The following is a 12,904-nucleotide window of genomic DNA, read 5'->3' on the forward strand; positions in this document are numbered from 1 at the left end:
TTATGCCTAAACCTCAGGCCAGAACGCCCGAATCCCCGCCACACCTTGAGCACCAGCCTCCCAGGCCTTTTCCCGCTCAGCAGGACCCACCCCACCGAGCAAGAACACCGGCTTGCTGAACCCACTGATCAACTGCTGTGCCTGCTCCCAGCCCAACGGCTCGGCATCAGGATGAGTCTGGGTCGGCTGCACCGGCGACAAGGTGACGAAATCCACGTCCATCAACTCCGCCAAGGCTAATTCCTCAGCATTGTGGCAAGACGCCGCCAACCAGCGATCCTTCGGCAAAGGACGTCCCTTGCTGGCGTACTTGCGCAGTTGCGCCGAGGTCATATGCCAGCCGGCCGCGGGAAAATCCCCCAGCCATTCAAACGGCCCCTTGAGCATCAGTTGCGCCTTGCCCGCACACAGGCCCACGGCGTCCACCGCCAGGTCACGGTACTTGGGGTCGTAACCGTTGGGGGCACGCAGCTGAACCAGTTTGATGCCACCAGCGATGGCTTTTTGAATACCGCGCAGCAGGACGGGTGTCTCCAGCTCGCCCGGAGTGATCAAGTAGTCAGCCGGTAAACGCGCCGCCGCAACGATCGGCGCATTGGCTGCCGGAAACTCATAGTTCGGCAGGTCCCGCTGGGCCACCCACTCAAGGGGTTGGCCTTCGGCACCGTGGGGCTCGCCGGTAAAGGCCGAGACTTCCCAGACATCCAGCAACACCTGTTTGTCCGGGTAATCATGCTGCACCTTGATCAACGGGCGAGCCGCCGTGACCTGGATGCCCAGCTCCTCCTGCAATTCACGGGACAGCGCGGTAGCGACCGACTCATCGGCCTCCACCTTGCCACCGGGAAACTCCCAGAGGCCGCCCTGATGCTGGGTATCGGCGCGGCGCGCCAGCAGAATCCTGCCGTCGACACCCCGGATGACCGCTGCTGCTACATGAACTCGTTTCACCGCACTATTTCCTCTGAATCGGTTTGAAGACCTGCCTGGTATCAGGTGCGGTATTCCGCGTTGATCTTCACGTACTCGTGGGACAGGTCAGTGGTCCAGATGGTTTCGCTGCACTCACCGCGACCCAATTCGATACGGATGGTGATTTCTTCCTGCTGCATCACCGCCGAACCCTGGGCTTCGGTGTACGTCTCGGCCCGGGCGCCACGGCTGGCGATGCACACTTCGCCGAGGAACACGTCGATCTTGCTCACGTCCAGATTCGGCACGCCGGCACGGCCCACAGCGGCCAGGATACGGCCCCAGTTCGGGTCGGAGGCAAACAGCGCGGTCTTGATCAGCGGCGAGTGAGCCACGGTGTAACCGACATCCAGGCATTCCTGGTGGTTACCGCCGCCGTTGACTTCAACCGTCACAAACTTGGTGGCGCCTTCGCCGTCGCGCACGATGGCCTGGGCCACGTCCATGCACACTTCGAACACCGCCTGCTTCAACGCGGCGAAATACGCGCCGTTGGACGAGGTGATTTCCGGCAGGTCAGCCTGGCCGGTGGCGATCAACATGCAGCAATCGTTGGTCGAGGTGTCGCCGTCGATGGTGATGCGGTTGAAGGACTTGTTGGCGCCGTCGAGCATCAGGTTTTGCAGCACGTCACGGGAGACTTTGGCGTCGGTGGCGATATAGCCCAGCATGGTCGCCATGTTCGGGCGAATCATGCCGGCGCCTTTGCTGATGCCCGTGACGGTAACGGTCACGCCTTCGTGCACAAACTGACGGCTGGCGCCTTTTGGCAGAGTATCGGTGGTCATGATCCCGGTAGCCGCAGCCGCCCAGTTATCCACCGACAGGTCATCCAGCGCTGCTTGCAGCGCGCCTTCGATTTTCTCTACCGGCAGCGGCTCACCGATCACGCCGGTGGAGTACGGTAGCACCTGGCTGGCCTCCACGCCGGTCAGCTCCGCCAGCTTGGCGCAGGTGCGGGCAGCGGCGGCCAGGCCAGGCTCGCCGGTCCCGGCGTTGGCATTGCCGGTGTTGGTCAAAAGGTAACGCACCGGGCCTTCGACACGCTGCTTGGCCAGAATCACGGGCGCGGCGCAAAACGCGTTCAGGGTGAACACACCCGCGACGGTCGAGCCTTCGGCACAGCGCATCACCACCACATCCTTGCGCCCCGGGCGCTTGATGCCCGCCGAAGCGATACCGAGTTCAAAACCGGCAACCGGGTGCAACGTGGGCAAAGGACCAAGACCAACAGCCATGAATGCGCTCCTAAAAATATTGGGTGTGTACCCCGTCGCTATCGACGGTGACGAAATGGCAAAACGCCGCGACGGCTGATGCCGGTCGCGGCGCGGGGGTGTTGCAGCGTCAGGCGAAAATCTTAGTTGATTTCGCCGTGGCAGTGTTTGAACTTCTTGCCCGAACCGCACCAGCACAGTTCGTTGCGGCCCAGCTTCTGTTCGTTGCGCACCGGGGCCTGGGCCAGGGCCACATCGACCTCTTCGCCCAATACTTCCGGAGCCTCAAGACCAGGCGCTTCGTCGTGCTGGAACTGCATGCGCGCAGCCAGTGCCTCGGCTTCCTGACGCAAGCGAGCTTCTTCCTCGATCGGGTCTTCGCGACGCACCTGAACGTGGGACAGCACACGAATCGAATCGCGCTTGATCGAATCCAGCAGTTCGGAGAACAGCGTGAACGACTCGCGCTTGTACTCCTGCTTCGGGTTCTTCTGGGCGTAGCCACGCAAGTGGATGCCGTGACGCAGGTGGTCCATGGTCGACAGGTGGTCTTTCCACAGGTCGTCCAGCACGCGCAGTACGATTTGCTTCTCGAAGGTGCGCAGTGCTTCGGCACTCGCCTGCTCTTCTTTCTCGTTGTAAGCGGCCAGCAGCTCGGTCATGAGCTTCTCGCGCAGGGTTTCTTCGTACAGGTGGTCGTCTTCGTCGAGCCATTGCTGGACCGGCAAGTCGACACCGAAGTCGCTCTTCAACGCAGCTTCCAGGCCGGCAACATCCCACTGCTCAGGCAGGGACTGTGGCGGGATATGGGCGCTGACGGTGGCGTTGAGCACGTCCTGGCGGAAATCGGCAATGGTCTCGCCGATGTTGGTGGCGGCCAACAAGCTGTTACGCATGTGATAAATCACTTTACGCTGTTCGTTGTTGACGTCATCGAACTCGAGCAGTTGCTTACGAATGTCGAAGTTACGGCCTTCTACCTTGCGCTGGGCTTTCTCGATGGCGTTGGTCACCATGCGGTGTTCAATCGCCTCACCGGACTGCATGCCCAGGGCTTTCATGAAGTTCTTCACCCGATCCGAGGCGAAGATGCGCATCAGGCTGTCTTCCAGGGACAGGTAGAAACGGCTGGAACCGGCGTCACCCTGACGACCGGCACGACCACGCAGCTGGTTGTCGATACGGCGCGATTCGTGACGCTCGGACGCGATCACCTGCAAGCCGCCGGACTCCAGCACTTGCTGGTGGCGCTTCTGCCAGTCGGCCTTGATCTGCGCGATCTGCTCTGGGGTCGGGTTGTCCAGGGACGCAACTTCCACTTCCCAGTTACCGCCCAACAGGATGTCGGTACCACGACCGGCCATGTTGGTGGCGATGGTCAGTGCGCCCGGGCGACCGGCCTGGGCAATGATCTCGGCTTCTTTTTCGTGGAACTTGGCGTTGAGGACCTTGTGCTCGATGCCTTCCTTGGCCAGCAAGCTGGACATGTGCTCGGAAGTTTCGATGGTGGCAGTACCCACCAGCACTGGACGGCCCTGGGCCATGCATTCCTTGATGTCGGCGACGATTGCAGCGTATTTCTCGTCGGCGGTCAGGAACACCAGGTCGTTGAAGTCTTTACGCGCCAGCGGCTTGTTCGGCGGGATAACCATCACCGACAGACCGTAGATCTGGTGGAATTCGAACGCTTCGGTGTCGGCTGTACCGGTCATGCCGGACAGTTTGTTGTACAGACGGAAGTAGTTCTGGAAGGTGGTCGAGGCCAGGGTCTGGCTTTCAGCCTGGATGTTCAGGACTTCCTTGGCTTCGATCGCCTGGTGCAGGCCTTCCGACAAACGGCGACCCGGCATGGTACGACCGGTGTGTTCGTCGACCAGTACGACCTGGCCGTCCTGCACGATGTATTCAACGTTGCGATGGAACAGCTTGTGGGCGCGCAGGCCGGCATACACGTGGGTCAACAGGCCCAGGTTGTGCGCCGAGTACAGGCTCTCGCCTTCGGCCAGCAGGCCGATCTGGGTCAGCATGTCTTCGACGAACTGGTGACCGGCTTCGTTGAGTTCGACCTGGCGGGTCTTCTCGTCGATGGTGAAGTGACCTTCTTTGGTCACCACGCCTTCCACTTCCTCGATGTGTTGCTCAAGGCGCGGGATCAGCTTGTTGATCTCGGTGTACAGGCGCGAGCTGTCCTCGGCCTGACCGGAGATGATCAGCGGGGTACGGGCTTCGTCGATCAGGATGGAGTCGACTTCGTCGATCACGGCAAAATTGAGTTCGCGCTGGAATTTTTCTTCCATGCTGAACGCCATGTTGTCGCGCAGGTAGTCGAAACCGAATTCGTTGTTGGTACCGTAGGTGATGTCGGCAGCGTAGGCGGCGCGCTTCTCTTCCGGCGGCTGGAACGGCGTGACAACGCCGACGGTCAGGCCGAGGAATTCGTACAGCGGACGCATCCAGTTGGCATCCCGGCGGGCGAGGTAGTCGTTCACCGTCACAACGTGCACGCCCTTGCCGGACAATGCGTTGAGGTAAACGCCCAGGGTAGCTACCAGGGTCTTGCCTTCACCGGTACGCATTTCGGCAATCATGCCTTCATGCAAGGTCATGCCGCCGATCAACTGGACGTCGAAGTGGCGCATGCCCATGACACGCTTACCGGCTTCACGGGCGACCGCAAAGGCTTCGGGAAGCAGCTTGTCGAGGGTTTCACCTTTGGCTATGCGGGCCTTGAACTCTTCGGTCTTGGCGCGCAATTGCTCGTCCGAAAGGGCAACCATCTGCTCTTCGAAGGCATTGACCAGCTGCACCGTCTTGAGCATGCGTTTGACTTCGCGCTCATTCTTGCTTCCAAAAAGTTTCTTTAACAAAGGCGCAAACATATCGGCAGGTTCTTCCACACATAGGGATGGAGGGCGCCCCGTGAGTCGCCCGAGCAGCCCTCACGGCCGCATGCGAACGAGCATTCTACCCGGAAACGTGGGTGAGGAAAGTGGCGTTATTCCACGATGCTGGCACGGCGCTCTTGGAGGGCTTGTTTAAAATAAGGGCTTTTTGCTGAACTTCAACCCATTCGGGCAATAAGTTACTCGTTGATTTAATGGATAAACTGCCGGTAATGCAATGGCGGCGGTGTCGCAGACGCTTTCTGCTACCATGGCCTCTCTGTTACTTAAGGTGTCTAGTCATGGCATTTCGCCCTCTTACGGCCCGAGCTCCCGCCGTGTTGCTTCGCGAAACCAAGCCTTTAAAAGCCATCTTCGGCCATGCGCAACGCCTTGGTCATCTGCAACGCCTGGTAGAAAGCCAACTGCAGCCCGCCGCCCGCGAACACTGCCATGTGGCCTCGTGGCGCGAGGGCAATCTGCTGCTGATCGTCACCGACGGCCATTGGGCGACGCGCCTGCGCTACCAGCAGAAACGTTTGCAGCGCCAATTGATGGCCTTCGACGAATTCGCCAGCCTGACGCGCATCCAGTTCAAGGTGCAACCGCCGACCGTGCCGCAAGGTGCGGTGGGGCACACGATGGATTTGTCGGAAATCGCCGCCGAAACCATTCAGGCCACGGCAGACGGGATTACCGATCCGAATTTACGCGCTGCGCTGGAGCGGCTGGCCGCTCACGCCAAACCCAAAACCTGAGACCGGCGTAGAACCAAGTGTGGGAGCGGGCTTGCTCGCGAAGGTGGCGTGTCAGTCACTGGATATATTGACTGATCCACCGCTTTCGCGAGCAAGCCCGCTCCCACATTTGATCCCATCGTTATTTACGTTTGCTGCCGCCTAACAAAGACCCCAGTAACCCGCGCACCAACTGCCGGCCCATCTGATTGGCCGCCTGTTGCATCGCCGATTTCAGTGCCTTGCCTGCCGTAGTACCGAGGAACGCACCGGCCTTGTCGGTAAAGCTTGGCTCTTCAGCGGCGGGCGTCGAATCCTCTTGCGGGCCCAAGTCCTTGCGCGCCATCAGCACTTCGTACGCCGACTCACGGTCAATCGGCTTGTCATAACGCCCCTGCAATGGCGAACTGGCAATCAGTGCTGCCCGCTCAGCTTCGCTCAGTGGCCCGATCCGCGATTGCGGCGGTGCTACCAGTACGCGTTGGACTACTTCAGGCGTCCCCTTTTCCTGCAAGGTTCCCACCAATGCCTCACCTGTACCCAACTCGGTCAGCACCGCCAGCGCATCAAATGCCGGATTGGGCCGGAAACCATCGGCCACCGCCCGCAGGGACTTCTGCTCCTTGGTGGTGAACGCCCGCAGCCCGTGCTGGATGCGCAAGCCGAGTTGCGCCAGCACGGTGTCCGGCAAGTCCCCGGGAGACTGGGTGACGAAATACACACCGACGCCTTTCGAGCGAATCAGCCGCACCACTTGCTCCAGGCGATCCTGCAGGGCCTTGGGGGTGTCGGCAAACAACAGATGCGCCTCATCGAAAAACAGCGCCAGCAGCGGCTTGTCGGCATCGCCACGTTCCGGCAGTTGCTCGAACAGTTCGGCCAACAGCCAAAGCAGGAAGGTCGCGTAGACCTTCGGCGCCTCATGCACCAGCCGGCTGGCGTCCAATAGATGAATACGCCCGCGGCCGTCACTGGCCGGTTGCAGGATGTCTTCGAGTTGCAGCGCCGGCTCGCCGAACAACGCTTCGGCACCCTGCTGCTCCAGCACCGCCAGGCGCCGCAACAGCGCCTGGCTGGAACCGGTGGTCATCAAGGCCGCGTCTTCCCCGAGCAACTCCGGGTGATAGCGCAAATGGTTCAGCAGCGCCTTGAGGTCCTTGAGGTCCAGCAACAACAGGCCTTCACGATCGGCCACCTTGAAGGCTGCGTAGAGGGCCGATTGCTGGCTGTCGGTGAGCTCCAACAGGCTGCCGAGCAACAGCGGGCCCATTTCACTCATGGTGGTGCGCAACGGATGACCGGACTGGCCGTGGATATCCCACAACGTCACCGGATACGCCTTGGGCGTGTAATTAAGGAAAGGCATGCCGGCTATGCGCTCGGCGACCTTGCCCTGAGGGTTGGCCGCAGCGCCCAGGCCACACAGGTCACCCTTGATATCGGCGGCAAATACCGCGACGCCGGCGTCGCTGAAGGCTTCCGCCAGGCGCTGCAAGGTCACGGTCTTGCCGGTGCCGGTGGCGCCTGCGATCAGGCCGTGGCGGTTGGCCAGGCGCATCGACTGGGCAATCGGCTGGCCCTGAAGATCTGCACCAATAATGAGTTGCGAGGAGTCAGGCATTTTGTCACCCATGGTTAATCTTTGGCGCTGAATGGTCGATACAGATAAAGCGAGAGACCCAAAAAGTCTTGGAAAAACAGGCCGGATAATTCCTGCAGGAGCAGATGGAAATATCACACTTTTTTTGACGCAGCCATTCCGCGCGTCCCAGAAGGACGTGCATCGGATATTAAGACCATAGCGGACCCCACAAGCCATGAATAAAAATCTGCGTTTCAGCCATAAAATCCTGCTTGCCGCCGCTCTTGTCGTCATTGCCGCCTTTGCGTTGTTTACCCTCTACAACGACTACTTGCAGCGTAATGCGATTCGCGACGACCTGAACAACTACCTGCATGAAATGGGCGATGTCACTGCCAGCAACATCCAGACCTGGCTTACCGGGCGCATTGTGCTGATAGAAAGCGCCGCACAGAACATCGCCATCAACCCGGATTCAACCAGCGTCGCCAGCCTCCTGGAACAGAAGGCCCTGACGTCCTCGTTCATGGCCACGTACCTTGGCGACAGCAAGGGCGGCTTCGTCATCCGCCCCGATACCAAGATGCCCGACGGCTTCGACCCACGGGTACGCCCCTGGTACAAGGGCGCGCAGGGCAGCAACGGCTCAACCCTGACCGAACCCTACATTGACGCGGCCACCGGCCAGTTGATCATCTCCATCGCCACCCCCAGCACCAAGGCCGGCCAGAGTGTCGGCGTGGTGGGCGGCGACCTGAGCCTGCAAACCCTGGTAGACAACATCGGTGCCCTGAACTTCGGCGGCATGGGTTATGCCTTCCTGGTCAGTGCCGACGGCAAAGTGCTGGTACACCCGGACAAGAGCCTGGTGATGAAAACCCTGGCCGACGTGTATCCGAACAACACCCCCCGAATCAGCAGCGACTTCAGTGAAGTCGAGGTAAACGGCAAGACACGTATCGTCACCTTTACCCCGATCAAGGGCCTGCCCTCGGTGAACTGGTACCTCGGCCTGTCGGTGGATAAAGATAAATCCTTCGCCATGCTCAGCGAATTCCGCACCTCGGCGATCATCGCCACGATCATCGCCGTGGTCATCATCATCGCCCTGCTGGGCATGCTGATTCGCATCCTCCTGCAGCCACTGCACGTCATGACCCGCGCCATGGAAGACATCGCCGACGGTGAAGGCGACCTGACCCGCCGCCTGACCATCCAGAACCACGACGAATTCGGCGTGCTTGGCAGCGCTTTCAATCGCTTCGTGGAGCGGATTCACACCTCGATTCGCGAAGTTTCCTCGGCCACCGAGCAGGTCAATGAAGTGGCCCTGCGGGTGGTCAGCGCCTCCAATTCCTCGATGGTCAATTCCGACGAGCAGGCCAACCGGACCAACAGCGTCGCGGCCGCGATCAACGAGCTGGGGGCCGCCGCCCAGGAAATCGCCCGCAACGCCGCACAGGCCTCCAACCAGGCCAGCGACGCCCGGCACTTGGCCGAAGACGGTCAGCAGGTGGTGGAACGCAATATCAAGGCGATGAACCAGTTGTCGCAGATGATCAGCGCCTCCAGCACCAATATCGAAGCGCTTAACAGCAAGACAGTGAACATCGGGCAGATTCTGGAAGTGATCACCAGCATTTCCCAGCAAACCAACCTGCTGGCCCTCAACGCGGCGATTGAAGCCGCACGGGCCGGGGAAGCCGGGCGCGGCTTTGCGGTGGTGGCCGATGAAGTGCGCAACCTGGCGCACCGCACCCAGGAGTCGGCGCAGCAGGTGCAGAAGATGATCGAGGAGCTGCAAGTCGGCGCCCGGGATTCGGTCAGCACCATGAGCGAAAGCCAGCGGCACAGCCAGGACAGTGTGGAAATCGCCAACCTGGCGGGCGAGCGCCTGAACAGCGTGACCCAGCGCATCGGCGAAATTGACGGGATGAACCAGTCGGTAGCCACCGCTACCGAGGAACAGACCTCGGTGGTGGAGTCAATCAACATGGACATCACCGAGATCAACACCCTCAATCAGGAAGGTGTGGAAAACCTGCAATCAACCTTGCGGGCCTGTTCCGACCTGGAACAGCAAGCGGCGCGCTTGAAACAACTGGTGGGTAGTTTCCGGATTTGATCCCGCCGGGTCAGCGGCTGCCTTGCACAGCCGCTGACGCCTTTTCTTCAGGCAATTCGGATGTGTCCTGCAATTGTTCCCACAACTCGGCGGCGCCTGGAAACTCGGTGCCGTCCTCACTGCTCAGGTCATCCGGGTCATATCGACTCAAACAACCCTCTCCCAGCGTCGCGGGGGCTTTGGAAGTCGCCTTGTCCAGTGGATCGCTCATGCTCCAGTCCTCACCCGCGCTCAAAAAAAGGGCCTGTAGCGATTTAACGCCCAGGCCCTTCATTCTTCAATCAAAACACTTCAATCAGAACACGACAGTCTTGTTGCCGTGCACCAGTACCCGGTCTTCCAGGTGATAGCGCAGGCCGCGAGCCAGCACCATCTTCTCGACGTCACGGCCAAAACGGACCATGTCTTCGATGCTGTCGCTATGGCTGACACGCACCACGTCCTGCTCGATGATGGGACCGGCGTCCAACTCTTCGGTGACGTAGTGGCACGTTGCACCGATCAGCTTCACGCCACGCAGGGATGCCTGGTGATACGGCTTGGCACCCACAAACGATGGCAGGAAGCTGTGGTGAATATTGATCACCTTGCCAGCGTATTCACTGCACAGCTCCGGCGGCAGAATCTGCATGTAGCGCGCCAGTACCACGACGTCCGCATCGTGCTGCTTGACCAGGCGCGAGACCTCGGCAAAGGCCGGCTCCTTGTCCTGCGGGTTGACCGGGACGTGGTAGTACGGAATGCCATGCCACTCGACCATGCTGCGCAGGTCGTCATGGTTGGAAATCACGCAGGAGATCTCGCAGTCCAGTTCATCGCTGTGCCAGCGGTGCAGCAGGTCTGCCAGGCAGTGGGACTCACGACTGGCCATCAGGACCACGCGTTTTTTCTGTTCCGTGTCGGTGATGCGCCAGGTCATCGAGAACTCTTCAGCGATCGGCGCAAATGCCTCGCGAAATGCCTCTAGACCAAAGGGCAGCGTATCGGCACGAATTTCGTGACGCATGAAAAACCAGCCGCTGAGATTGTCCGAGTGATGGCTCGCTTCGGTGATCCAACCGTTGTGGGAAGCCAGAAAGTTACTGACCTTGGCAACGATGCCAACCCGGTCCGGGCAAGCAATCACCAGCCGAAAAGTGCGCATTAGGGGGAAACTCCAGAACTTCGCAAAGGCCGCCATTCTAGCGATTGCGCAGAAAAACTGCAGTATTCCTCAACGCTTATTCTGATCGGCTGCGTCAACCCTGCCCCTTAATAGCGTAAGGTTTTTCCCCACTATGTGTGCAAACGCGTGGACTCCGGCAGTAAGCCAAGACTTAACCAGAGTATCTTTAGGCCATCCCCCTTACTAATTAACTCAATTCCACGCTTTTGCCACAAACAACCAAAGTAAATTACATAAATGCGGCCTTAAATGTTTACTTGGGCAAACTGTCTGACTATTATTGAGCCACTATCCCCTTTCACCCAGCGCCCTGCATAAGGTAGTCCCCATGTCCCTGATCAACGAATATCGCGCCACCGAAGAAGCTATCAAAGAGCTGCAAGCCCGTTTGAAGAACCTGTCCCAAGACGACAAACTGCAAACCGAGCTGGAATTCGAAGGCAAATTGCGCACCCTGATGGGCGAATACTCCAAATCCCTGCGTGACATCATCGCGCTGCTGGATCCGGATTCGAAAGTTAAGGCTCCACGTGGCGCCGTAAAAGCTACCGGCACCAAGCGTGCACGCAAGGTTAAACAATACAAAAACCCGCACAACGGCGAAGTGATTGAAACCAAAGGTGGCAACCACAAGACTCTGAAAGAGTGGAAAGCCAAGTGGGGCGGCGACGTGGTTGAAGGCTGGGCTACCCTGCTGGGCTAAGCCTCGCCAGGACGCTGCGTGATACGCAACGCAATAAAAAACGCCAGCTTGCTGGCGTTTTTTATTGTCCGTATTTTACCGGGAAGCTGATTACAGACTCATTCGAGTCGCTAAGGCATCAACATACTCCTGCCATTCATCAAGCACCTGGCGCTGAAACGGTGTGGCACTAACAGCCAACTCAAGACACGCCTGCTTAAAACCCTCAAGGGTGTTTGGCGCGCCCCATTGAGGGTCTGACAAACGTTGCTGACAGAAAACTCTCCAGCGTTGTTGCTCTTCACTATTCAAGGTGTCTGGAAAGTTGCGTGCACGATAGCGAAATAATAATTCAGGCAAACGTTCATCATCGAAAGGCCATTGCTGGCGCGCTAGTTGCGCCGGCTCGGCGACTCTCACTTGCTCACATAAACGTCGATCACGATCCCCGATAAAACCATCGTATAGCTGCTGCTCGGGATCGGCGCTTGGCGCAAAATCTTCCTCGGCGTAAATCGCCGCCAGTTTATCGCGCCATAGTTCCTGTGCGTCGCTTAGCCGCAGGGCCCGCGCCTCACACTCATCCATATCCAGCTGCAAACGCTCGCGGTCTTGCGGCCGAAGCACGCTCAACGGTGCGACCACCGGGCAACGATTGATGTGCAGCAACTTGAGCGGTACCGGCAATTCACCTTCGGCCAGTTCGTCGCGGCGGGTATATAAGCGCCGGCGCAAGGTATCGGCGTCCTCGTCCAACAGCCCTTGCGGATCGAGCCCCAGGTCGCAGACGATCAATGCATTGCGATTGCGCGGGTGCCACGCCAGCGGCAGCACCACCCCCAGGTAATGACGCTCGGCAGAAAAACGACCGGAAATATGCACCATCGGCTGCAACAACCGCACCTGGTCCATGACCCGTTGTTTGCTGCGCAGTTGAAACAGCCAGTCATAGAGCTTGGGTTGCTTCTCGCGGATCAACCGGGCCAGGGCGATGGTGGCGCGCACATCGGACAAGGCGTCGTGGGCCTGGCCGTGGTCGATGCCGTTGGCGGCCGTCAACCGCTCAAGCTTGAGGGTGACGCGCCCGTCCTGTTCCGGCCAGACGATCCCGTCAGGGCGCAGGGCGTAGGCAGTGCGCACCACGTCGATCAGGTCCCAGCGGCTGTTGCCGCCTTGCCATTCCCGGGCATAGGGATCGAAGAAATTGCGGTACAAGCTGTAGCGCGTCATCTCATCGTCAAAACGCAAGGTGTTGTAGCCCGCCCCGCAAGTGCCCGGGGTGGCCAGCTCGGCGTGCACCCGGGTCATGAAGTCGGCTTCGGCCAGGCCTTTTTCCGCCAGCACGCCGGGAGTGATGCCAGTGATCGCGCACGCTGCCGGATGCGGCAGGATATCGTCGCTGGGGTGGCAGTAGAGATTGACCGGCGGCCCGACCTCGTTAAGCTCGAGGTCGGTGCGAATACCGGCTACCTGCAGCGGGCGGTCGGTACGCGGATTGATGCCGGTGGTTTCATAGTCGTACCAGAAAATGGTGGTCACGGG

10 protein-coding genes and 1 pseudogene are annotated in these 12,904 nt (G+C 59.6%); 4 read left to right on the plus strand and 7 right to left on the minus strand.

What is annotated here, in order from left to right:
- Positions 1-6: 6 nt before the first annotated feature.
- The 3 genes from HX824_RS14045 to secA form a co-directional block, all read right to left on the minus strand.
- Positions 7-951: a Nudix family hydrolase gene (locus tag HX824_RS14045; protein ID WP_102369787.1), complete on the minus strand. Its 945-nt coding sequence runs from the start codon at positions 949-951 to the stop codon at positions 7-9.
- A 41-nt stretch (positions 952-992) separates the two neighbouring features.
- On the minus strand, positions 993-2,210 hold the full coding sequence (gene argJ / locus HX824_RS14050) for a bifunctional glutamate N-acetyltransferase/amino-acid acetyltransferase ArgJ (RefSeq protein WP_008432361.1): 1,218 nt from the start codon (positions 2,208-2,210) through the stop codon (positions 993-995).
- Positions 2,211-2,332: 122 nt separating this feature from the next.
- Positions 2,333-5,068, minus strand: coding sequence for a preprotein translocase subunit SecA (gene secA / locus HX824_RS14055; protein ID WP_087693541.1), 2,736 nt, complete (start codon positions 5,066-5,068; stop codon positions 2,333-2,335).
- Between the two features lie 305 nt (positions 5,069-5,373).
- Between secA and HX824_RS14060 the strand changes: the two genes are divergently transcribed.
- Positions 5,374-5,829, plus strand: a complete 456-nt coding sequence (locus HX824_RS14060; RefSeq protein WP_177054687.1) for a DUF721 domain-containing protein — start codon at positions 5,374-5,376, stop codon at positions 5,827-5,829.
- A gap of 121 nt (positions 5,830-5,950) precedes the next feature.
- Here HX824_RS14060 and HX824_RS14065 read toward each other — a convergent pair whose 3' ends face one another.
- Positions 5,951-7,429: a helicase HerA-like domain-containing protein gene (locus tag HX824_RS14065; RefSeq protein ID WP_008432355.1), complete on the minus strand. Its 1,479-nt coding sequence runs from the start codon at positions 7,427-7,429 to the stop codon at positions 5,951-5,953.
- A 196-nt stretch (positions 7,430-7,625) separates the two neighbouring features.
- Between HX824_RS14065 and HX824_RS32920 the strand changes: the two are divergent.
- Positions 7,626-8,657, plus strand: a pseudogene (locus HX824_RS32920) (cache domain-containing protein); the annotation flags it as partial.
- 93 nt (positions 8,658-8,750) lie between these two features.
- Positions 8,751-9,515, plus strand: coding sequence for a methyl-accepting chemotaxis protein (locus HX824_RS32925; protein WP_371132408.1), 765 nt, complete (start codon positions 8,751-8,753; stop codon positions 9,513-9,515).
- A gap of 10 nt (positions 9,516-9,525) precedes the next feature.
- Here the strand turns inward: HX824_RS32925 and HX824_RS14075 are convergent, their stop codons facing one another.
- Entirely contained in the window at positions 9,526-9,726 is a 201-nt protein-coding gene (locus HX824_RS14075; RefSeq protein ID WP_023659227.1) for a hypothetical protein, read from the minus strand.
- An 84-nt stretch (positions 9,727-9,810) separates the two neighbouring features.
- Entirely contained in the window at positions 9,811-10,659 is an 849-nt protein-coding gene (gene purU / locus HX824_RS14080; RefSeq protein ID WP_003209762.1) for a formyltetrahydrofolate deformylase, read from the minus strand.
- Between the two features lie 349 nt (positions 10,660-11,008).
- Here purU and mvaT point away from each other — a divergent pair, with 349 nt between their 5' ends.
- Positions 11,009-11,383, plus strand: a complete 375-nt coding sequence (gene mvaT, locus HX824_RS14085; protein ID WP_003209760.1) for a histone-like nucleoid-structuring protein MvaT — start codon at positions 11,009-11,011, stop codon at positions 11,381-11,383.
- Between the two features lie 90 nt (positions 11,384-11,473).
- Here mvaT and sbcB read toward each other — a convergent pair whose 3' ends face one another.
- Positions 11,474-12,901, minus strand: coding sequence for an exodeoxyribonuclease I (gene sbcB, locus HX824_RS14090; RefSeq protein ID WP_177009697.1), 1,428 nt, complete (start codon positions 12,899-12,901; stop codon positions 11,474-11,476).
- Positions 12,902-12,904: the final 3 nt, after the last annotated feature.

Source organism: Pseudomonas sp. D4002, from assembly GCF_013385665.1.
In the GTDB taxonomy this organism is placed as follows: domain Bacteria; phylum Pseudomonadota; class Gammaproteobacteria; order Pseudomonadales; family Pseudomonadaceae; genus Aquipseudomonas.